The sequence below is a fragment of the Sinorhizobium fredii genome (assembly GCF_002944405.1).
GTDB lineage: Bacteria > Pseudomonadota > Alphaproteobacteria > Rhizobiales > Rhizobiaceae > Sinorhizobium > Sinorhizobium fredii_C.
The window spans coordinates 506,231-527,461 of record NZ_CP024310.1 but is presented as its reverse complement, the minus strand read 5'-3'; the positions used below and the strand labels follow the sequence as shown (position 1 = coordinate 527,461).

At 63.4% G+C, this 21,231-nt stretch carries 23 protein-coding genes; 12 read left to right on the top strand and 11 right to left on the bottom strand.

Features of this window, described 5'->3' with window-relative positions; all coding sequences use genetic code 11:
• The first annotated feature begins 545 nt into the window (after positions 1-545).
• Complete coding sequence (locus tag NXT3_RS26260) at positions 546-992, top strand: hypothetical protein (protein WP_097525761.1); 447 nt, start codon at positions 546-548, stop codon at positions 990-992.
• A 75-nt stretch (positions 993-1,067) separates the two neighbouring features.
• On the opposite strand, the gene NXT3_RS26255 is transcribed toward NXT3_RS26260, so the two are convergent.
• From NXT3_RS26255 to pcaD, 5 genes are all read right to left on the bottom strand, one after another.
• Positions 1,068-2,123, bottom strand: coding sequence for a 3-carboxy-cis,cis-muconate cycloisomerase (locus NXT3_RS26255; RefSeq protein ID WP_104840974.1), 1,056 nt, complete (start codon positions 2,121-2,123; stop codon positions 1,068-1,070).
• Between the two features lie 79 nt (positions 2,124-2,202).
• Positions 2,203-2,817: a protocatechuate 3,4-dioxygenase subunit alpha gene (gene pcaG / locus NXT3_RS26250; RefSeq protein ID WP_097525759.1), complete on the bottom strand. Its 615-nt coding sequence runs from the start codon at positions 2,815-2,817 to the stop codon at positions 2,203-2,205.
• Positions 2,818-2,828: 11 nt separating this feature from the next.
• Positions 2,829-3,578, bottom strand: a complete 750-nt coding sequence (gene pcaH, locus NXT3_RS26245; RefSeq protein ID WP_097525758.1) for a protocatechuate 3,4-dioxygenase subunit beta — start codon at positions 3,576-3,578, stop codon at positions 2,829-2,831.
• A 2-nt stretch (positions 3,579-3,580) separates the two neighbouring features.
• Entirely contained in the window at positions 3,581-3,988 is a 408-nt protein-coding gene (gene pcaC / locus NXT3_RS26240) for a 4-carboxymuconolactone decarboxylase (protein ID WP_097525757.1), read from the bottom strand.
• The gene (gene pcaD / locus NXT3_RS26235; protein WP_097525756.1) at positions 3,985-4,803 is read right to left on the bottom strand and encodes a 3-oxoadipate enol-lactonase; all 819 of its coding nucleotides are present in this window, start codon (positions 4,801-4,803) and stop codon (positions 3,985-3,987) included. The genes pcaC and pcaD overlap by 4 nt, the downstream gene beginning before the upstream one ends.
• Positions 4,804-4,895: 92 nt before the next feature.
• On the opposite strand from pcaD, the gene pcaQ reads away from it, so the two are divergent.
• Positions 4,896-5,822 (top strand): pca operon transcription factor PcaQ, encoded by a 927-nt coding sequence (pcaQ, locus tag NXT3_RS26230; RefSeq protein WP_097525755.1) that lies wholly within the window; start codon positions 4,896-4,898, stop codon positions 5,820-5,822.
• Positions 5,823-5,969: 147 nt separating this feature from the next.
• Here pcaQ and NXT3_RS31855 read toward each other — a convergent pair whose 3' ends face one another.
• From NXT3_RS31855 to NXT3_RS26220, 3 genes are all read right to left on the bottom strand, one after another.
• Positions 5,970-6,152, bottom strand: coding sequence for a hypothetical protein (locus NXT3_RS31855; protein WP_144353214.1), 183 nt, complete (start codon positions 6,150-6,152; stop codon positions 5,970-5,972).
• Positions 6,153-6,263: 111 nt separating this feature from the next.
• Entirely contained in the window at positions 6,264-8,006 is a 1,743-nt protein-coding gene (gene ggt / locus NXT3_RS26225) for a gamma-glutamyltransferase (protein ID WP_104840973.1), read from the bottom strand.
• A gap of 82 nt (positions 8,007-8,088) precedes the next feature.
• Positions 8,089-8,751, bottom strand: coding sequence for a sulfite oxidase-like oxidoreductase (locus tag NXT3_RS26220; RefSeq protein ID WP_037418822.1), 663 nt, complete (start codon positions 8,749-8,751; stop codon positions 8,089-8,091).
• 432 nt (positions 8,752-9,183) lie between these two features.
• On the opposite strand from NXT3_RS26220, the gene NXT3_RS26215 reads away from it, so the two are divergent.
• From NXT3_RS26215 to NXT3_RS26205, 3 genes are read left to right on the top strand one after another with little or no spacing between them, the layout of a single operon-like run.
• Entirely contained in the window at positions 9,184-10,269 is a 1,086-nt protein-coding gene (locus NXT3_RS26215; RefSeq protein WP_037418819.1) for a glycosyltransferase, read from the top strand.
• Positions 10,270-10,280: 11 nt separating this feature from the next.
• Positions 10,281-11,462 carry a glycosyltransferase gene (locus NXT3_RS26210; RefSeq protein WP_104840972.1) on the top strand — a complete coding sequence of 394 codons (1,182 nt, stop codon included), beginning with the start codon at positions 10,281-10,283 and terminating at the stop codon, positions 11,460-11,462.
• Entirely contained in the window at positions 11,459-12,922 is a 1,464-nt protein-coding gene (locus NXT3_RS26205; protein WP_104840971.1) for a lipopolysaccharide biosynthesis protein, read from the top strand. The genes NXT3_RS26210 and NXT3_RS26205 overlap by 4 nt, the downstream gene beginning before the upstream one ends.
• Here NXT3_RS26205 and NXT3_RS26200 read toward each other — a convergent pair.
• A complete protein-coding gene (locus NXT3_RS26200; protein ID WP_104840970.1) occupies positions 12,857-14,200 on the bottom strand; it encodes a polysaccharide pyruvyl transferase family protein in 1,344 nt (447 codons plus the stop codon). The genes NXT3_RS26205 and NXT3_RS26200 overlap by 66 nt on opposite strands.
• A gap of 346 nt (positions 14,201-14,546) precedes the next feature.
• Here NXT3_RS26200 and NXT3_RS26195 point away from each other — a divergent pair, with 346 nt between their 5' ends.
• Positions 14,547-14,780: a hypothetical protein gene (locus NXT3_RS26195; RefSeq protein ID WP_141471713.1), complete on the top strand. Its 234-nt coding sequence runs from the start codon at positions 14,547-14,549 to the stop codon at positions 14,778-14,780.
• 67 nt (positions 14,781-14,847) lie between these two features.
• Here NXT3_RS26195 and NXT3_RS26190 read toward each other — a convergent pair whose 3' ends face one another.
• Positions 14,848-15,603, bottom strand: a complete 756-nt coding sequence (locus NXT3_RS26190; RefSeq protein ID WP_104840969.1) for an IclR family transcriptional regulator — start codon at positions 15,601-15,603, stop codon at positions 14,848-14,850.
• A gap of 180 nt (positions 15,604-15,783) precedes the next feature.
• Between NXT3_RS26190 and NXT3_RS26185 the strand changes: the two genes are divergently transcribed.
• Genes NXT3_RS26185 through pcaF form a run of 3 tightly spaced genes read left to right on the top strand, consistent with a single transcriptional unit; the run spans position 15,784 to position 18,648 of the window.
• Positions 15,784-16,644 carry a CoA transferase subunit A gene (locus NXT3_RS26185; protein ID WP_037418804.1) on the top strand — a complete coding sequence of 287 codons (861 nt, stop codon included), beginning with the start codon at positions 15,784-15,786 and terminating at the stop codon, positions 16,642-16,644.
• A gap of 10 nt (positions 16,645-16,654) precedes the next feature.
• On the top strand, positions 16,655-17,446 hold the full coding sequence (locus tag NXT3_RS26180; RefSeq protein WP_104840968.1) for a CoA-transferase subunit beta: 792 nt from the start codon (positions 16,655-16,657) through the stop codon (positions 17,444-17,446).
• Entirely contained in the window at positions 17,446-18,648 is a 1,203-nt protein-coding gene (pcaF, locus tag NXT3_RS26175) for a 3-oxoadipyl-CoA thiolase (protein WP_037418798.1), read from the top strand. Before NXT3_RS26180 ends, pcaF begins: the two co-directional genes overlap by 1 nt.
• A gap of 237 nt (positions 18,649-18,885) precedes the next feature.
• Here pcaF and NXT3_RS26170 read toward each other — a convergent pair whose 3' ends face one another.
• A complete protein-coding gene (locus tag NXT3_RS26170; RefSeq protein ID WP_037418795.1) occupies positions 18,886-19,170 on the bottom strand; it encodes an acylphosphatase in 285 nt (94 codons plus the stop codon).
• Between the two features lie 455 nt (positions 19,171-19,625).
• On the opposite strand from NXT3_RS26170, the gene NXT3_RS26160 reads away from it, so the two are divergent.
• The 3 genes from NXT3_RS26160 to NXT3_RS26150 all read left to right on the top strand — a co-directional run bounded on the left by NXT3_RS26160 (position 19,626) and on the right by NXT3_RS26150 (position 21,224).
• Positions 19,626-20,306 (top strand): RNA polymerase sigma factor, encoded by a 681-nt coding sequence (locus NXT3_RS26160; protein WP_104840966.1) that lies wholly within the window; start codon positions 19,626-19,628, stop codon positions 20,304-20,306.
• 79 nt (positions 20,307-20,385) lie between these two features.
• Positions 20,386-20,910: a DUF4142 domain-containing protein gene (locus tag NXT3_RS26155; RefSeq protein WP_097525746.1), complete on the top strand. Its 525-nt coding sequence runs from the start codon at positions 20,386-20,388 to the stop codon at positions 20,908-20,910.
• Positions 20,907-21,224 (top strand): cupredoxin domain-containing protein, encoded by a 318-nt coding sequence (locus NXT3_RS26150; protein WP_037418789.1) that lies wholly within the window; start codon positions 20,907-20,909, stop codon positions 21,222-21,224. The genes NXT3_RS26155 and NXT3_RS26150 overlap by 4 nt, the downstream gene beginning before the upstream one ends.
• Positions 21,225-21,231: the final 7 nt, after the last annotated feature.

Here is a 21,231-nt window from a genome sequence, read left to right as displayed (position 1 = left end):
CCAAAACGAATGTCCCGCCCATCGAATATCCATGCATGGAAATTTGCAGGTGCCTTGATTTCGGCAAACGTAGGATGGCGTGGGGCAGAACGCCGTTTCCAGCCAATCTCCCCCTTGTGGGGGAGATGCCGGGGAGGGCAGAGGGGGTGTCTGCGACCGCAGCAACGATTCAACCGGATCGGCGTTTGCTCTAAGAATTTTGGCCGGCGGGCAACGCCTTGAACGGACGGCACGCCTGAAATATTACAGATAGTTCATGAACGCCGGTCGGCACCATAGTTACTGGGGGGACATCGACCTACAGAACATTTATTCCCTTAATAGTTTCTCGCCATTTTACGCTGCACCCGTCCGGAATTGGACAAAACTATGTCAAAGAATGCTAGCAGAACTTTATTTATTGTTAATGTGACTTACGCCGTCTCCTGGCCTATTCCTTTACTCGAGGCTGAATACTGCCGGCGATCGAAAGGGTCGCGACACGACGGTATGAGACAGCCCCGGTCGGAAGCGCTCCGCTTCCTCAAGTTCAAGGAGACGCAAAGATGCGCTCGCTCATCAAGACATCCGCAATCGCCGCCCTCACTCTCTCGCTCGCCATAGGCGGCGCCTTCGCTGCCGGGCGGCAGGAAGGTCCAAACTCAACCGGTCCCGAGAACGGCGACTATTACCGGGGCATATTCGGCAACGACGACGTAGCCCCGCCCGCCTCGGACGCCCGGCCGATGACCTCCGCCATCGTCGTTCAGCAGCCGCGGCTTGCCGCGATCCTCCACGAACTTCGCGCCGCCAATCATCGCATGGATGCGGAGCGCGCCTCCGGCAAGCTGAGTTCCGTCGCCTTCAACAGGCTGCGCCGCGAGGAGAGCAACATCCGCGCCGACGCAACCGAGGTGGCGGCGATGCATAACGGCAGGATACCGGGCCCGTCCTATGCCCAATTGCAGAAGGACGTCCGCCGGCTCGACTGGCAAATTGCCCGGTCGGCGTGACCGTCCGACACCGCTCAAGTCTCGCCACTAGTAGCCGGGCCGCTTCGCAGGAAGCGGCCCGGACCTTTTTGACAATCAGGCGGCGCCGAGGCGCTTGATATTGCCGGCAAGTTCCGCGGCAAGCCTCAGTGCGGCCGCGGTCGCGCCGACGATCTGCGGCAGGAGCAGCCATTCGAGCGTCCAGGCGGAACCGGAACGCTCCTGCTCATGCACCATCGCCTGGTGGATGCCCGAGATTTGCGTGGCATTGAAGCGCGCCAGCGTCACCAGCACTTCGGCGGCGACCGGGTTCTGCTTGTGCGACATGGCAGAGGACGAGCCGCCGCCGGCCAGCACGATCTCGTCGCCCGTTTGCGCCATCAGGGCGATGTCCTGGCCGAACTTGCCGAGACTGCCGGTGATCAGCGAAAGAAGGTGGGCGAAATCGGCGATCGCAGCGCGCTGGCTGTGCCATTGCGGACAGTCGATCAGCGCCAGTTCCTCCGCCAGCGTCGCGCGGACCGCATCCGCCTTGTCCTTGAGTTTGTCGAGCGTGCCGGCGGCACCGCCGAATTGCACGGCGAACAGGTCGATATCCATCGCGTCGAGCCGGTCCTGGTGGTCGAGCAGCGGCTCGATCCAGCTCCGCATCCGGTCCGTTACGGTGATTGGAATGGCCGCCTGCATGCGGGTGCGGCCCATCAGCGGACGCTCGCCCCATTGCTGGACGCCCTCCTCCAGTATCGTGACAATCTCGCCGAGACGGCCGGAGAAGAGCTCGCCGATCGCCTTCAGGCGTAGCATCAGGCTGGTGTCGACGACATCCTGGCTGGTGGCGCCATAGTGCACATATTCCGCTGTCTCTTCGCCGACGGCGCGCCGCAATTGACGGACCAGCTCCGGCACGGCGACGCCGTCGGTAGCCATTCCGCGCCGCAAGGCCGCAACATCCGGGGAGAAGGCGCGGCATGCCTCGGTTATCCGGTCGGCGGCCGCATGCGGGACCACTCCGTGCTGCGCTTCGGCCCGCGCCAGAGCCGCCTCGAAGGCGAGCATGGCGCGGATATCCGCGGCCGCGGAAAACTCAGCCGCTACCGCTTCGTCACCAAGCAGGCCGGACAGATAGGGGTGATCAAAGGCCGAGTAGGTCATTCCACGTCTCCTGGATCTGGCTTCCCCTGAACCAGGGGAGCCGACAAGCGCGCGGCAACGCGGGATGAGTCGCCAATGATCAGATATCCAGGAAGACCGTCTCCTTCTCCCCCTGGAGATGAATGTCGAAAACATAATTAGGCGCCTGGCCGCCGGCGACAAGCGTTTCAGCGCGATGGCGATGCTCGATCCGCTGAAGCAGCGGATCCTCGGCGTTCGCCGCCGCCTCGTCCGGGAAATACATCCGCGTGTGCAGCCCGATATTGATGCCGCGCGCCACGATCCAGACGCTCATGTGCGGCGCCATCAGGCGGCCGTCCCTGAACGGGACGCGGCCGGGCTTGACGGTCTCGAAAATGAAGGTGCCGTCCTCGGCGCTCGTCGGAGAGCGGCCCCAGCCGGTGAAATTTGGGTCGGCGGCGCCGCGCAGTTCCGAAGGAGAATTGTAGAGGCCCGCGGCATCCGCCTGCCAGATTTCGATCAGCGCGTCCTTGAGCGGCGCGCCGGCGCCGTCGATTACCCGCCCGGTCACGGCGATGCGTTGCCCAAGCGTCTTGTCATTGACCATTACCGATCCAAGGTCGCTTTCGAACACACCGGAAATGCCGCCGAAATTGGGCGTGAGGCCGATGTGGACGTAAGGCCCGGCCGTTTGCGAGGCGGTTTCCTTCAGGTAGCCCAGATTCTGAACCATCGTTCCCTCCCTCAATTGCCTTCCGGCCGGTTCTCGAAGAACGTCGAGCGGCGACCGCGCAGCACGATGTCGAATTTATAGGCCCGTGCATCCATCGGGATGGTATTCGCCCAATCGAGCGGCGCGATCAATTGCTCGATCGCCCGCCGGTCGGGGATTGTGCCGACGATCGGACATTTCCAGATCATCGGATCGCCTTCAAAGTACATCTGGGTGATCAGCCGCTGGGCAAAGCCGTGGCCGAAGACCGAAAAATGGATATGGGCCGGACGCCAGTCGTTGACGCCGTTCGGCCAGGGATAGGCTCCCGGCCTGATTGTGCGGAAGCAATAATAGCCGTTCTCGTCGGTGATCGCCCGGCCGCAGCCGCCGAAATTCGGGTCGAGGGGCGCAAGATAGCTTTCCTTCTTGTGCCGGTAGCGCCCGCCAGCATTGGCCTGCCAGAACTCGAGCAGCGCGCCGGGCACCGCCCGGCCGCGCTCGTCCAGCACCCGCCCATGCACGATGATCCGCTCGCCGATGGCGCTTTCGCCGGGTTTGGCGAAGTTGTGGATCAGGTCGTTGTCGAGTTCGCCGAGCATCGAATGGCCGAAGACCGGACCCGTGATCTCGGAGATCGTATTGTCCAGCGAAAGCAGTGGCTTGCGCGGCGACCGCAGCACCGAGGTTTTGTAGCCGGGGGCGAAGGCCGGCGGGTGCCAATCCCGGTCGCGCTGGAAGAAAGCGCCGGTTTCCGGCCTGCGATTTTCTGTCTCGGACATCGTCACTCCCCCCTCGCCCTTGCGGCATCCATCTCGGCGAACACCCGCTTGGCGATCTTGATGGCGTGGTTGGCGGCCGGGACGCCCGCATAGATCGCCACATGCAGCAGCGCCTCGCGGATGTCCTCGCGGGTCGCCCCGGTATTGGCCGTGGCGCGGACATGCATCGCCACCTCCTCGTCCTGGCCGAGCGCGGCGAGCAGCGCGATGGTGACGATCGACCGCTCGCGCTTGGTCAGGGCCGGGCGCGACCAGACATGGCCCCAGGCCGCCTCGGTGATCAGGTCCTGGAACGGCTGGTCGAATTCCGTCGTCGCCGATTGGGCGCGGTCGACATGGCTGTCGCCGAGAACGGCGCGGCGCGTCGCCATGCCCTGGCGATAACGGTCGGAGGCGGAGCTGTCGATCATCGGGCTTTACTCATCGGATTGTCTCCAGGCAGGGAGATGAAAAAGTCACGGAGCGTCGCGGCCAGCGCCTCCGGCTGCTCGACGCAGGGTATATGCCCGGCGTCGCGGATCACCTCGAAGCGCGCCCCGGGGATGAGCCCGGCCGTCGAGCGCACCAGATCGGGCGGCGTCGAACCGTCCTGATCGCCGACGACGCAGAGCACGGGCACGGAAATCTTTCCGGCCGCTTCGGTGTAGTCGGCATCTCGGATTGCCGCGCAGGTGCCGACGTATCCCGGCGCCGGCTGGCGGATCAGCATGTTGCGGTAACAGGCAAAGGAGACGTTTTCAGGCCGGCGGAAGGCCGGCGTGAACCAGCGCTCGAGCACCGCGTCGGCGACCGCCTCGATGCCATGCGCCTCGATCGCCGCGATGCGGGCGTCCCACATCTCGGTCGTGCCGATCTTGTGCGCCGTATCGGCAAGCACGAGCGCCCGCACCAGATCCGGCCGGCGCTGGTAGAGCGATTGCGCGATCAGGCCGCCGACCGAGAGACCGCAGATGATGGCGCGCTTGACTTGGAGGCGGTCGAGCAGACCCGCAAGGTCGGTCGCATGATCCTCGATCGCATAGGGCACCTGGCCGATATCCGAGAGGCCATGGCCGCGCTTGTCGTAGAGGACGACGGCGAACGCATCAGAGAGGCGCGGCACGAGGTCGTCCCAGATGCGAAAATCCGTGCCGAGCGAATTGATGAAGACGAGGACCGGCTTCTCGGCAACGGCGCCGACCAACCGATAGTGGATGGCAATGTCGTTAATACGGGTGAATTGCACGATAAGTCTCCTCCCCACCAAATTGGCGATTTCATCTGGTTAGGTAAAATGATATTTTGCGCCGATCCATTAACTCCTGAGTTATATTTCCGATGATCGACGCGCGCATCAAGTTTCGCCATCTGCAGACTTTTGTCGAGGTCGCGCGCCAGAAGAGCGTCGTGAAGGCCGCCGATCTCTTGAACGTCACGCAGCCGGCGGTCACCAAGACGATCCGCGAGCTGGAGGAGGTGCTGGGCGTCTCGGTTTTCGAGCGCGACGGGCGCGGCATCAAGATCACCCGCTACGGCGAGGTCTTCCTGCGCCATGCCGGCGCGGCGCTGACGGCGCTTCGGCAGGGCCTCGATTCCGTCTCGCAGGAGCGCTCCGGCGACGGACCGCCGATCCGCGTGGGGGCGCTGCCGACGGTATCGACGCGCATCATGCCGCGGGCGATCGCGCTCTTTCTCGAGGAGAAGACCAACGCCCGGCTCAAGATCGTCACCGGCGAGAATGCGGTGCTCCTGGAGCAGCTCCGCGTCGGCGATCTCGACCTCGTCGTCGGCCGGCTCGCCGCGCCCGACCGGATGACCGGTTTCTCCTTCGAGCATCTTTATTCCGAGCAGGTGGTCTTCGCCGTGCGCGCTGGCCATCCGCTGCTTTCCGGCAAGCAGTCGGTCTTCGCGCATCTCGGCGACTATCCGGTGCTGATGCCGACCCGTGCCTCGATCATCCGGCCGTTCGTCGAGCGCTTCCTGATCGCCAACGGCATTGCCGGCCTGCCGAACCAGATCGAAACCGTCTCCGATTCCTTCGGCCGCGCCTTCGTTCGTTCGAGCGACGCCATCTGGATCATTTCGAACGGCGTCGTCGCCACCGACATCGACGACGGGCTGCTGACGGCGCTGCCGATCGACACCAGCGAGACGAAGGGACCGGTGGGCCTCACCATGCGCACCGACGCGATCCCGTCGCTGCCGCTGTCGATCCTGATGCAGACGATCCGCGAGGCCGCCGAGGCGGTGGCCCCGAGGATGTAACGCACTATGGGGCACCACAATCAACGGTGCTTCTCGCAATCTCCAGTCCCTCACTCAGAGAAATGTCTGGTGATTTGGTGCGTCGGACGTTTGGCCTCTCGTCTACTGCACTTAGTCGGGCCTCAATCGCGGGATCCTCGTCTTCCGTCATACGATAAACCGCGACTTTTGCACCGCGCCTGCCGCGGCGGTTCGATTGCGCTTGGAAAAGCGGAATGCCTTGCATTTGAACTTGTTGTTCTCGCCAGGATCCATCTTGTCAATCGCGCTTAGGAACAAGCCGTTATCGCGAGGTGGCGCCCTTGTTCCTCGAATCTTTTGGTCACTCATGATTTCTCTCGTGGCGAAGCGCTCCCGCGAAACACGGAGGGAGCCGCGGGTCGTCTTCCCGTTGTGGCGAGCATGGCGGCCAGAGGGGTTCAGCCCCAATGAGAGCAGGCCCTAATACCCCCTCGCCGCGCCGGCGCCGATGCGGCTGTCGGCGGCGCCGTTGTAGCGCGCGCCGCCGCCAGCGGCGATCTCGGCGAGACTCTCGCCGCCGACGAGTATGCCGGTCGCCTGGCCCCAGATGGTCCAATTCTTGTCGATCTCGACGTCATGGCCCATCGCCGAGAGCAGCTTCAGCGTGTCGGGCGAAAGCGCGTAGGGCTCCATGAACACCTTGTCGGGCAGCCATTGGTGATGAAGGCGCGGCGCGTCGACCGCCTCCTGGATGTTCATGCCGTGGTCGATGACATTGAGGATCGCCTCGAGCGTGATGGTGATGATCCGTGCGCCGCCGGGGCTGCCGATCACCATGAAGGGCTTGCCATCCTTGGAGATGATCGTCGGACTCATCGAGGAGAGCGGCGTCTTGCCGGGAGCGATGGCGTTCGCCTCGCCCTGCACGAGACCGTAGAGATTCGGCGCGCCGGGCTTGGCGGTGAAGTCGTCCATCTCGTTGTTGAGCAGGATGCCGGTTCCGGGCGCGACGACGCCTGCGCCGAACGAGCCGTTCAGCGTATAGGTGACGGCAACCGCATTGCCCTCGACGTCGATGATCGAATAGTGGGTCGTCTCCTTGCTCTCGCCGAAGCCCTCGGGCATCAACGCCTCTGAGGTACCGGCCCTGAACGGATCGATCTTGTCGCGGATTTCCTTCGCATAGGCCTTGTCGGTCAGCTTGGCGACCGGGTTTTCGACGAAGTCCGGATCACCGAGCGCGGTGTTGCGATCGACATAGGCATGGCGCATCGCCTCGATCATCGCATGCACCGTCTCGGCCGAGCCGTAGCCGAGATAGGAGAGCGGATAGCCTTCGAGGATGTTGAGGATTTCGCAGATGATCACGCCGCCCGAGGATGGCGGCGGCGAGGAGACGATGTCGTAGCCGCGGTAGTTGCACTTCACCGGCTCGAGCTCGCGCACTTGATATTGCTCGAAATCCTTCTTGGCGAGGATGCCGCCCTTTTCCGCGCTCGCCTTGACGATCGCGTCGGCGATCGCACCCTTGTAGAAGGCGTCCGGCCCTTTCTCGGCAATGCTTGTAAGCGAAGTAGCAAGATCAGCCTGGATGAGCTTGTCGCCCATCTCGAACGGTTTTCCCGCTTTCAGAAAGATCGCCGCGGCTGCCGGATCCTTGGCCAGCCTTTCGGTCCTGCCGTCGAAAGTATCGACATCGCCCTGCTCGAGCTGAAAACCTTCGCGCGCCAGCGTAATCGCCGGCTCGATCAGCTCCTTCAGCGGCCGCGTGCCGTAGCGGCTGCGGGCGAATTCGAAGCCGGCCACCGGACCCGGCACGCCGACGGCAAGATAGCCGTCGGTGCTCAGGCCTTTGACAAGCTCGCCCTTGTCATCCTGGTACATGGTCTTGGTGGCGGCGAGCGGCGCGCGCTCGCGGAAATCCAGAAACGTCGTCCTGCCGTCCTTGAAGCGGATCGTCATGAAGCCGCCGCCGCCGATATTGCCGGCGGTCGGATAGACGACGGCGAGCGCATAGCCGACGGCGACCGCCGCATCGACGGCATTGCCGCCCTTCTTCAGGACCTCGACGCCGATGTCGGAGGCAAGATGCTGGGCGGTCACTACCATGCCGTGCTCGGCCTTGACGGGCTCGGGCGAGGCGGCGCCAGCCATCTGCGGCAAGGCCGTACTGCATGCGATGAACAAGGCGAAGGACAGGCTCGTCAAGGCGGAATTGCGCATGCTCTCCTCCTGGGCGGAATTCGCTTCTCGAACCGTGGACTGTAGCATCAAGGATAAAGACGGATAGTCGGGGATTCTCGCCTCAATCGCCGGAATAGCGCTCCTCGCGCCAGGGATCGCCGCGCATATGATAGCCGTTCTTCTCCCAGAAGCCGGCTGTGTCGCGGCTGCGAAAATCGATGCGCGACAGCCATTTGGCGCTTTTCCAGAGATAGAGATGCGGAACGACGAGACGCATCGGCCCGCCATGCGGGCGCGTGATCGGCGCGCCTTGCCAGGTCGTCGCAAGAATAGCATCTTCGGCGGCGAAATCGGCGAGCGGCAGGTTGGTTGAATAGCCGTCGAAGCTCGTCAGCATTACATACTCCGCCTCCGGCTTGGGCATCACCCGGTCTAACAGGTCGCGCGTCGCGACACCCTGCCAGCGATTGTCGTAGCGCGACCACGTCGTCACGCAATGGATGTCGGAGAGACTCTCGCTTTGAGGCATCGACTGGAAGTCCGCCCAGTCGAGCGAAACCGGATTTTCCACCGCACCCGTCACGTCGAGTCGCCAGTTTTCCAGCGCGATGTGCGGCTGCTGCCCAAGGTCCAGGACGGGCCATTCCTTGACGAGATGCTGACCGGGCGGGAGGCGATCGGCCCCGGGTCGAGCAATCCGGCCAGTCAGGAACTTGCCGTCCGCCGCCCAGCGCCGCTTGGTGGATGTCAACTTCGTCTCCGGTACCGGTTCGTCGTCCACCATGATTCACCCGTCTCGTTTTGGTCTTGGAAACTGATTTGAGGCCCGGACAGCCGGCGCGTCAAGCGAGCGGATCCGACCAAAACAAGGCGTACGTCTTTCGGACTAGCCCAGAAGGATGAGGCTCAGTTGACTATCAGAACGCGCCATGACAGTCTTTGTTGCAGTGCAGCAATGCTGCGCGCTTTCACACGGTCACCCTGCTCGGTGGAGGATCACACTCTTGCGGCTGGATGAACACGGATTCGGGCTGCCTCTTCCGGTCTGCCCAGCCGCTTGGGCCAGCCTCATGCGCTCTAAATCGCAGGTTGCGCCGGCCCATGGACGGCCGACCCAACAATTGCCGTCATTCTGGAGTTGATGCGTTCACCCTCACCCGATCGGGTGACGCGCCAATCGGTTACGACGAAACGTCTCTATGAAGGAGAACAGCGTATGAAGGTTCTGTTTGCCGGCGGAAACGGTTACTATCCCGAATTCAGCGGCGGCGTTCAGTCGAGCACCCACCACCTGGTTCAGCAATTGCGCGAGCGCGGCCATGAGGCCGGCGTGCTCGCCGCGTTGTTCGGCGACGGCATGTTTGGCTTCAAGCAGCGCGTCAAGCTTAAGTTGTCCGGCGAACGCGGCGTCATGGACAGCTTTCCCGGCTATCCGGTCGTGCGTGCCTGGCACCCCTGGGAAGCGGCGGCCTTTGCGGTGAAGAAGCTGCAGCCCGACGTCGCCGTTGTGCAGTGCCACAAATCCGTGCCCATCGGCAAGGCGCTGCAGGCGCACAACGTCCCGCTGGTGATCTATCTTAGAAACGTCGAGTTCCACGAGCTCGCCGGCGATCTGCGCGAACTGACCTCCGCCTATTACATCGCCAATTCGGAATTCACCGCCCGGGCCTATAAGCAGAAATTCGGCATCGATTCGGTGGTTATTCCGCCGACGATCAATCCCGAAACCTACACGACCCGCACGACCGGCGAATATGTGACCTTCATCAATCCCTATAAGGAGAAGGGCTTCGAGCTGGCGGTCCGAATCGCCGAGCACTGCCCGGACATTCCCTTCCTGTTCGTCGAAAGCTGGAAGCTTTCCGATGATCATCGGGCGGAAATCGAGAAGATCATCGCGCCCCTGAAGAATGTCCGGCTAGAAAGCCGCACCAGCGACATGAAGACCGTCTATGGCCGGACGAAAATCCTGCTTGCGCCGAGCAAGTGGGAAGAGGCCTGGGGACGGGTTGCGTCCGAGGCCCATTGCAGCGGCATTCCGGTGGTCGGATCGCGGCGCGGCGGCTTGCCGGAGGCGATCGGCGAAGGCGGCATCGTGCTCGACTATGACGCGCCGCTCGAGGATTGGACCGGCGCCATCCGCAGGCTCTGGAGCGACGACAAAGAATATCAGCGCCTGTCGCAGGCCGCATCCGCCTTCGCCAAGCGGCCGCTGATGCAGCCAGACAGGCAATTCGCGGCCTTCCTGGAACTGCTCGAACGCGCCGCCGCGAGCCGCCCTGCCCAGCTCAAGGCCTCCTGAGACCGCCCGGCATGCGCGTCGGATTCGTCGTCGGTCAGTTTCCGATGCTTTCGGAAACGTTTGTCATCGGCCAAATGGCCGGCCTGTTGCGGCGCGGCTTTCAGGTCGAGGTCGTCTGCAACGGTATTTCGGATTACAATTTTGCGGATCGCCGGCAGGAGCCGCTTGCGACGCTCTTGGCTCGCACGCGCGACTGGTGGGGTGCGGCGTCGCGCCTCCGTCCGGCCATCGGGCGACTGCCGCCGAAGCTCCGCGACAAGGCCTCCACCGCGCTCGACATGTCCTCGGTCGCCCGATTGAACGCATGCGACGTGATCGTCGCCCATTTCGGCCACAACGGCGCCCGCGCCGCGCGGCTTAAGAAATGGAAGCGGCTAACGCCGCCGATCGTGACGATTTTCCACGGTTATGACGTCGGCGTTCCTCTCAAGGAGCGGGGCCTCGGCCGCTATGACGACCTGTTTCAGCACGGCGCGCTCAACCTGACGGTAAACGACTATTTTCGCCGCGTGCTGATCGAGGCGGGGGCGCCGGAGGCCAAGGTCGCCGTCCACCATATGGGCATCGACCTCAAGAAGATCCCCTATGAATGGAAATCCTGGTGCGGCGCGACGGTGCAATTGATTTCGGTCTGCCGGCTGGCCGAGAAGAAGGGCATCGAATTCGCGCTCCGGGCGCTCGGCAGGCTGCGCAGCACCGCCCCCGCACTCGACTGGCGCTATACGATCATCGGCGATGGTCCGCTGCGGCCGGAACTCGAGGCGCTCGCCGCCGAACTCGGAATTGCCAGCCAGGTTTCCTTCCTCGGCAGTCTCCCCCATCAGGACGTCAAGCAATGGCTGCGGCGATCGCATGCCTTCGTGCTGCCGAGCGTCACCGCCGAAAACGGCGATGTCGAGGGGATACCGGTGGCACTGATGGAGGCGATGGCGGCCGGGCTGACGGTGGTCAGCTCCACCCATTCGGGTATCCCCGAACTGATCGAGGACGGGAAGACCGGCTTTCTCGCCGCCGAAAGGGATGTCGAGACGCTGGCGGACCGGCTGCGCTTCATCGCCGAGCACCCGGACGAATGCGAGATCATTGCCCGGGACGCCCGCAGGAAGGTCGAAGCCGAGTTCGACATGCAGGCGCTCGACGATGATTTTGCGCGGATTCTCAGCCGGTTCCCCCAAACGAGGCTTGTCGCTTGAACAAGGAAAACCTTCAGTTCGGCCGCGTCGCCCTTCGCGGCGGGTTGGTGACGGGCGGCGCTCAAATTCTGCGCATGGTCATCCAGTTCGTCTCAGTCGTGGTGCTCGCCCGGCTGCTGGCGCCGGAGGATTTCGGTCTCGTCGCTTCCGTGAGCCCGATTGTCGCCTTCGTCGGGCTGTTCCAGAATCTCGGCCTGCAGCAGGCCGTCATCCAGCGCAAGGAGATCGGCGAGAAAGAGCTCAACCAGGTCTTCTGGATCAGCACCCTAGTCGGCCTTCTCTGCACCCTGGTGGTCGTTGCCCTTTCCCCCGCCATTGCCGCCTTTTATGGCGACCAGCGGATGACGGCGATCGCGATTGCCGCGGCGCTGCCGCTGCTGCTCGGCAGCCTCGCGGCCCTGCCGCTCGCCTTGATGAACCGGCATTTGAAGTTCGGGCAACTGGCGCTCAACGATGTCTACGCGGCGGTCGTCGGCCTCCTCGTCACCGCCGCTGCGGCCTATTTCGGCATGGGCTACTGGTCGCTGGTGATCGGCCCGGCGGCCTCGGCCGCCGTGGCACTTCTCGCCGCGTGGGGGGCGACACGATGGATGCCCGCCCGGCCGGCCTTCCGGATCGACCGTGAGATCATCTCCTTCGGCGCCAATCTCACCGGCTTCAACCTCGTCAATTTCTTCTCGCGCAATCTCGACAACATCCTGATCGGCAAGTTCTCCGGACCGGTCGAGCTCGGCTATTACGACCGCGCCTACAAGCTTCTGCTCTTTCCGCTGCAAAACATCACCCAGCCCCTGTCGCGGGTGATGATCCCGCTGATGAGCCGTATCCAGGAGGACAAGCCGCAGTTCCGCGACATCTATATGCGGACCAACTGGCTGCTGGCGGCAGTGACCATGCCGGGCATTGCGGCGCTGACCTGCGCCGCCGAGCCGACCGTCAGCCTCCTCTTCGGTGCGCAATGGCTGCCGGTCGCGCCGATCTTCGCCTGGCTCGGGGTCGCCAGCCTGATGCAGCCGGTTTCGAGCACCACCGGCTGGATCTTCATCTGCCAGGGCGAGACGAAGACGATGTTCCGCTGGGGGATCTATTCGTCGCTGACGACGGTGCTTTCTTTCGTCGTCGGTCTGCAATGGGGTGCGATCGGGGTGGCAGCCGCCTATGCGATCAGCGGCTACCTTCTGCGGGTCCCGGTGCTTGCCTGGCTCTTGCAGCGGGTCGGGCCTGTCTCGGCGCGGGATTTCCTTTACGTCCAGGGCCTCTTCGTTCTTTCGGCGCTTATCGCCTGGTTCGGCTACCGGCTGCTGCCGACAGCCCTGACCGGTTCCTCGAACGTCGTCGCGCTGGCTCTGGCGATCTGCCTCAACTACGGGCTGGCGCTGCTCTTCGCGCTTGCCCTACGCGCGCCGCGCCAAGTCCTCTTCGAGATCCTGGCGAAGGGCCTGAACGCCGTTCGCCGATGAACCTGCCACCAGCGGGCGGATGAGGTCCGCCGCCGACATCGCCGAGGCGTTCTCCTCGAGTACTGCCTTGAGGCTGACCGCGCGATAGCGGTCGAGGTCGCCGGCGAAGCGGTCGAGCTTGCCGAGTGCCTCCTCCGGGGTCACCGTGTCGATATCGAGCAGGACATCCTCGACGCCAATCCGCTTGGCGACTTCCTTGGTCTTGAACTCGTAGGCGATCGGCAGCACCGGGGTGCCGACGCAAAGCGACATGATCATCATGTGCATGCGCGTCGCCACGACGAAATCGAACTCCCTGGCGGTCGCCATCAGCTGTTCCGGCGTGTGGAACGCCGCGTCGACCGTGACGTGCTCGGCAATCTCGGGCGCGAGGCCGGAGACGATCAGCTTCGCCGTCTTCGAATCGTCATGGGCATATTCCGGCACGCCCTGGCAGGTCGAAATGAAAGTGACTTGCTTGCCGTGGTCGCGCACGAGCCTCGTCGCGATCTCGCGGATCGACTGGATATAGCGGTCCATGCCGCCGCCACCGCCCTGCACGTAGTGCCAGTGCCGCACGGATATGCCGACGCGGCCGGTCGGTGCCGGTCGGCCGATCGTCAAGAGCGCCTTGACCCGCTCCACGTCGGCGAGCGCAAAGACGGAATCGGCCACCACATGGCACTTCGACGGATCGTCGACGAGATCGAGGATGTGATCGCGCGAACGGACGTCGCGCAACAGGATCAGCGGGCTGCGGTTGAAAACCGGCGGCAGGTTGCGGCGGTTATAGGGCTTGGAAAAGGGGCCGAGCGACTGGGTGAAGAAGATCGTCTTCTTGCCGAGCATCTCGGCAAGCTTGAACTGGTTGATGCGCCGTTCGAGCGAATAGTTTTCGACGAGATAGGTGCCGCCGGTGGTGATCACCATATCGGCATCCTTGTAGAGCGCGAGGCTCTTGCGGTCCGCATCGCTGAAGAAACGCCGGTCGAGATAGTTGCCGCTGCCGAGATGGCGCAGCGCCTGAAACACCGCCTGGTTATAGACCTGCTTCAAGGCATTCTTGACGGTGTTGTCGTCGTATTTGTACTTGAAGATCGATTCCGACGGCAGCTTCCTGAGCTCGATGTCTGGATATTGCTCCTTCGGATAAAGCCGCGCCGCCACTTCCGGCTGGCTGTCGAACACCAGGAATTCCAGGTCCTCGTCCGTCACCGATTTCAGGATGTGCCTGATCGCCAGAAGAATGGCCGCGTCGCCGGTGTTCAAGCAGACGGTATTCTCGACTACAACTTTCATGGTCCGTCATCCCCGTGTGTAAAGCCGGCAGACATGGGAGAAATGTCGCCGACTTGCCGCTTGCAAGAGGTGTCGTCCGCATCCCACGGACAACCCGCAATAGCGTTCTGTCGCGAAGTTTTGGTGAATTCATGGCCGCGCGGGGGATTTTTGCCGCACTGCAGCATCGACGCAAATGATTGACGATGAGGCGGCATCGGAGCGCACATTTCGCCGGCAATACAGGGACTTTGGTCCGGCTCCGGGAGGCGCTTCCGCCGCCAAGGTCTGATCCGCTGCGACGTCGTTTGCCGTGTGGTTCGTTCCACACGTATAGCGGCGGTCCATTCGATGGGGATCTTCAGTCATGGCAGCGTTCGACGGCAGTTGGAAAGATCGTATGTCCGATTCCACTTGGAACGTGCTATCCAGTCCTCTCTCGATCGGGATCTATATTGCGGCCGCCATGCTGATTGCTGCCTTTGTCAGCGCAACGACCGGTGTTCCGCCCTACATCCTGGTAGCAGCGGCGGTTGTGCTGGTGTTATTCGTCGACCCGCCGAAAAGAATGGAAAGACTTAGAAAGCAACGCCGTCGATGATGGCCGCTCGCCTCTGGCCAAACGGTAGGCATACCGGTCCCACTAAATGGACGCGACGCGATGCGATCTATTGCACCAGCGGCCGGAGTGCCGACTGCGTCTCCTTGAGCAGAGGCAAATACCGTTCCGCGAGTTCAGCCACCGCCACATGGGCGGCAGGCGCGCCGATATTGAGCGCGGCGACCACCTGCCCACGCGCGTTCATCAGCGGAACCGCGATCGAACACAGCCCGAGCTCCAGTTCCTGATCGATGATCGCATAGCCCTGCTCGCGAACCCTGCGGAGCTCCGCCATCAATTCCTCCGGATCAGTTTTCGTGCGCGGCGTGTTGGCTTTGAGTTCCGTGCGCGCCAGGATTTCGCGTGCCTCGCTCTCAGGGAGGGCAGCAAGCAGCACCCTTCCCATCGAGGCGCAATAGGCGGGCAGCCGTGAGCCGGGCATCAGGTTGATCGACATTACCCGGCGCTGCGAGGCGCGGGCGATGTAGACCACCTCGGTGCCGTCGAGGACGGAGGCCGAGGCGCTCTGCCCCGCCTTTTCCGCGAGCTGGTCGAGATGAGGCTGGACGATCGCCGGCAGCGGCGTCGCCGAGAGATAGGCGTGGCCGAGCCTTAGGACCCTCGGCGTGAGACTAAAGAATTTGCCGTCGTAATCGGCATAGCCGAGTTCCGATAGCGTCAGCAGCGAGCGCCGGACCGTGGCGCGGTCGAGGCCGGTGAGCTTCGATGCCTCGGCGATCGACAGTCGCGGCTGCGTCTCGCCGAAGGCCTCGATCACCTTCAAGCCGCGCGCAAAACCGCTGACGAAATCCGTTTCCCGCATAATTCTTCCCTCATTCAGATCAGCCGTAGTTTGTGCGATATGCGAACAAATGTCAAATATCGCACAAAATATTTGACGGTTGGCGGAAAGAGGCGCTTATTCCCCGGCAGTCGCCGCTGCCGGGCAACGGAGCTTGCCACTCGCAAGGTATTGCCGGCCGGCTAAGAGAGGAGGAGTTGCATGGCTCGCATAATGTCGCTCGCCGAGGCGGTGGCGGAGAATGTCCGCGACGGTGATACCGTCGCCATGGAGGGATTCACACACTTGATCCCCTATGCCGCCGGGCACGAGGTGATCCGCCAGGGTAGAAAGGATCTGTTCCTCGTCCGCATGACGCCGGACATTCTTTATGACCAGCTCATCGGTGTCGGTGCCGCGCGGGGCATGAAGTTCTCCTGGGGCGGCAATCCGGGCGTCGGCTCGCTGCACCGATTCCGCGATGCGGTCGAGAACCAATGGCCGCGGCCACTCGAGATCGAGGAGCACTCGCATGCGGCGATGGCGAACGCCTATGAGGCGGGCGCCGCAAACCTGCCCTTCGCCATGCTGCGCGGCTATATCGGCGCCGACCTGCCGAAGGTGAACCCGAACATCAAAAGCGTGACCTGCCCCTTCACCGGCGAAGTTCTGGCTGCAGTGCCGGCGATCCGGCCGGACGTGACGATCATCCACGCGCAGCGCGCGGACCGCAAAGGCAACGTCCTGCTCGAAGGCATCGTCGGCGTCCAGAAGGAGGCGGTGCTTGCCGCCAGGCGCTCGATCGTCACCGTCGAGGAGATCGTCGACGAACTCTCGCCGCCCTCTCCCAATTCCGTCGTACTGCCGACCTGGGCGGTGACGGCCGTCACCCATGTGCCGGGCGGCGCCTTCCCCTCCTACGCGCATGGCTACTATCCGCGGTCGAATGCCTTTTACATACGCTGGGACGAGATCGCACGAGACCGGGAGACGTTCACGGCCTGGATTAAGGAAAACGTGCTCGACGCTCGGCCCGAAGACTACGCCCGCCATGCCGCGAAGACTGCGGCCAAGGTCGCTTGAGGAGGCAAGGATGACGGATTTCACCCCCACTGAAATGATGACCATCGCCGCGGCGCGCGAACTTTCCAACGACGACGTCTGCTTCGTCGGCATCGGGGCGCCTTCGGCCGCCTGCAACGTCGCCCGGCTGACGCATGCGCCGGGCATCACGCTGATCTACGAGAGCGGCACCGTCGGCACAAAGCCGGACGTGCTGCCGCTGTCGATCGGCGACGGCGAGCTCTGCGATACCGCGCTCTTCACCGTCTCGGTTTCGGAAATGTTCCGCTATTGGCTACAGGGTGGCCGCATCACGACCGGCTTCCTCGGCGGTGCGCAGATCGACCGCTTCGCCAATCTCAACACCACCGTCGTCGGCCCCTACGACCACCCAAAGGTCCGCCTGCCGGGCGGCGGCGGCGCGCCGGAGATCGCCTCCAATTGCGGCCGCATCTTCATCACCATGGCGCTTTCGAAGCGCGGCTTCGTCGAGAAGCTCCCCTTCGTCACCTCGATGGGCCATGGCGAGGGCGGCAACACCCGCGAAAAACTCGGCCTGAAGACCAAGGGGCCAACGCGCGTCATCACTGATCTGTGCATCCTCGAGCCGGATTCGGAGACGAAGGAACTGACCGTCGTCTCGATCCATCCGGGCGTCAGCCGCGAGCGGATCGTCGAGAATTGCGCCTGGCCGATTAAATTCGCCGAGACCGTTATCGAAACCCCTGCGCCGACCGAGACGGAGCTCTCGGTGCTGCGCGACATCAACGCCCGCACCAAGAAGGCCCATGAGGGCACCGGGCCGGGCAAGGAGGCCGCCTGATGCGCGACACTTATATCTGCGATTACATTCGCACCCCGATCGGCCGCTTCGGCGGTTCGCTCTCCTCTGTGCGCCCCGACGACCTCGGCGCCATCCCGCTGAAGGCGCTTGCCGAGCGCAATGCTTCGGTCGACTGGGAGGCGGTCGATGACGTGATCTTCGGCTGCGCCAACCAGGCGGGCGAAGACAACCGCAATGTCGCGCGCATGTCGTCGCTTCTCGCCGGACTGCCGGTCGCCGTCCCCGGCACGACGATCAACCGGCTCTGCGGCTCCGGCATGGATGCGGTGATCGCAGCCGCCCGCGCCATCAAGGCCGGCGAGGCCGAACTGATGATCGCCGGCGGCGTCGAATCCATGTCGCGGGCGCCGTTCGTCCTGCCAAAGGCCGACAGCGCATTTTCGCGTCACGCCGAAATCCACGACACGACCATCGGCTGGCGCTTCGTCAACCCGCTGATGAAGGCGCAATACGGCGTCGATTCGATGCCGGAGACCGGCGAGAACGTTGCCGAAGATTTTAAAATCTCGCGCGAGGACCAGGACGCCTTTGCCGTGCGCAGCCAGGCAAAGGCTGCGGCCGCCCAGGCGAACGGCCGGCTCACCCGGGAGATCGTCGCCGTCACCATACCTCAGAAGAAGGGCGAGCCGCTCGTCGTCGACAGGGACGAGCATCCGCGCGCCACGACGATCGAAACGCTTGCCAAGCTGAAGGCGCCGTTCCGCGCCGGCGGCTCCGTCACCGCCGGCAATGCCTCCGGCGTCAATGACGGCGCGGCGGCACTGATCATCGCCTCAGAGGCGGCGGCAAGAAAACACGGCCTGAAGCCCATCGCCCGCATTCTCGGCGGCGCCACGGCCGGCGTGCCGCCACGCATCATGGGCATCGGTCCTTTGCCCGCCTCGCAGAAGCTGATGGCGCGGCTCGGCATGACGCAGGACCAGTTCGACGTCATCGAACTCAACGAGGCCTTCGCCAGCCAGGGGCTTGCCGTGCTGCGTGAACTCGGAATCGCCGACGACGACCCGCGCGTCAACCGCAACGGCGGCGCGATCGCGCTCGGCCACCCCCTCGGCATGTCGGGCGCCCGCATCACCGGCACCGCGGCGCTGGAGCTCGCCGAAACGGGCGGACGCTATTCGCTCTCCACCATGTGCATCGGCGTCGGCCAGGGCATCGCGGTAGCGCTGGAACGGGTTTAGCACTTTAGCGCCCTCCGCTTTCACCCTCCCCAACCCCTCCCCACAAAGGGGGGGGCTTTTCTGGCCGCAATGTCGCGCCACTTTTCCCAGTCAGTGCAAGGCTCGATAGACTGAACTGACAGCTTCTGGGGCAAAGGTCGAGATAGGCGGAGCGGGCGCGCCGCGGTAAGCCCCTCCCACCTGTGGGGAGGGGACTTGCCCACGGCCTCCCTCTGCCCCAACCCAAGGTCATCGCAGCTAGCGGGTAATGCGAAACCCCGCCGGCGCTTCAGTGGAAGATGCATCCTCGCTCGCAACGCTGGCGACGGCGGCACCCGGGGGTCCCTTCCAGAACCGACCGAGCATCGTGTCGACCGCCGGACCAGTACCAGCGATCAGGGCGGTCACCGAACCGTCGCTTTCGTTGCGCACCCAGCCGGCAAGTCCGAGGCGTTCGGCCTCGTCGCGCGTCCAGACACGGAAGCACACCCCTTGCACCCTGCCGGTGATCCGCACCAAAGCCGCCTTGCGTTCGTCCGCCATGGCCGCCTCCTCGTTCGTTCTGTCCGAATCTGGCGCAGCTTGCCCCGAAGGCAAGCTGCTGAAACGGATCGCCTGCCGCTTGCCCTATCGGCGTCGCAGTTACAGATCATTTTTTACCGGTCAGACAAAATAATTTGCATTTTGGGCTTGCAATTGCTGCGATGCAACATTATTGTATGACTTATCGATAGAGCATTCCTCCTCCCAGCTCTATTGAGGGATCGGCGACCCTCCTCCTCCCAGTTGCCGATCAGGATCGAAAGCCCGGCGCACCTCCTCCCGCGCCGGGCTTTCTCTTTTTGATCGCCCTTTCCACACAGCATGTTCGAAGACGGCCCGCGCGGCGATGCTCGAATTGGGGCATCGCCGCGCTATATTCGGTGATGCCGCCATTTGGGAACGTTTCGCGCGATGCGGCATCCAATGCGCAACAACATGACCATGGGGAGCCGATCATGCCCAGCGTTGAGATCCGCCATCGCCTGAAAAGCCCGCCCAGTGCGGAGGATATCGAAAGCTTTCGCGCCGTCATGCAGGCGCATAACCGCAAGCTCTATCGGATCGCGCGGAGCATCGTTCGCAACAACAATGACGCGGAAGACGTGCTGCAGGAGGCCTATGTACGCGCCTTCACGCATTTTGCCGAATTCCGCGGCGACGCCGCAATCACCACCTGGCTTGCCCGCATCGTCATCAACGAGGCGCTCGGCCGACTGCGCAAGAGCCGGCGCCAGATGGCGCTCGTCGAGAGCATGCGGCAATCGCATCAGGCGGAGATCATCGCCTTCCCGCTGAACACAAACACGAGCGACCCGGAAAAGACCATGGCCCAGCGAGAGATTCTCGACCTTGTCGAACGGCTGACGGATCACCTTCCGGACGCCTACCGGACCGTTTTCGTGCTACGCGTCATCGAAGGCCTCAACAACGAGGAAACTGCCGCCCTGCTCGGGCTCCGCCCCGAGACCGTCCGCACGCGGCTGCATCGGGCGCGCCAGCTGCTGAAGCAGCAACTAGAAAAGCAGATTGGCCCAGTCCTGCTCGATGCCTTCCCCTTCGCCGGGAAACGCTGCGAGCGCCTGACCGAGGCCGTCCTCGCCCGCATCTCCGGCCAAACGATAGAAGCCGACGAATAAGCGGGAACGTTTCGCCCGCCGAAGCATCCAAAGCGCGTCAACGAAAACGCCTTTTGATCTTCGAGGAAAGGAACATCCCATGACCATCCGACTGACGACCGCGGCAGCGGCAATCGCGCTCATCTTCGCCGCCAACGGCGCGCTCGGCGCCGACAAGCCGACCGATCCGCAGATCGCCCATATCGCCTATACGGCCGGCGTGCTCGACATCGAAGCGGCGAAACAGGCGATCGCCACCTCCAAGAACAAGGCCGTCGTCGAATTCGCCGAGACGATGGTGCGCGACCACGAGGCGGTGAACAGCCAAGCCCTCGACCTCGTCAAGAAATTGAACGTCACGCCGGAAGACAACGACACCAGCAAGGCACTGTCGCAGGCGGCCGAAGCGAAGCGCCAGGAACTGGCAAAGCTGACGGGCGCCGAGTTCGACAAGGCCTATGTCGAGCACGAGGTCGCCTACCACAAGCAGGTCAATGGCGCGCTCGAAACAATGCTGATTCCGGCGGCCCAGAACGGCGAGCTCAAGAGCCTGCTCGAAACCGGGCTGAAGCTCTTCCAGGGTCATCAGCAGCACGCCGAACATGTCGCGACGGAGCTGAAATGAGTGCGGTGCGAGTGCGAGCGGCCCTTTTAACTCTGTTGCTGGGAGCGACCGCCGCTCCTTCGCAGGCAGAAACCATAAAGGTGATGATCGACCGTCTCGTCTACGTGCCGACGGAAATCGAGGCGAAGCCTGGCGACGAGATCGAGTGGATCAACAAGGATGCGCTCGTCCACACCGCCACGGTGAAGGGCGGCGCCGACGTGCTCATTCCGGCAAAGCGATCGGGCCGGCTCCTGCTAAAGGAGTCAGGCAGTTTCGACTATATCTGCCGCTACCACCCGAACATGAAGGGCCGCATCACCGTGCGGCCCTGATCCGCGG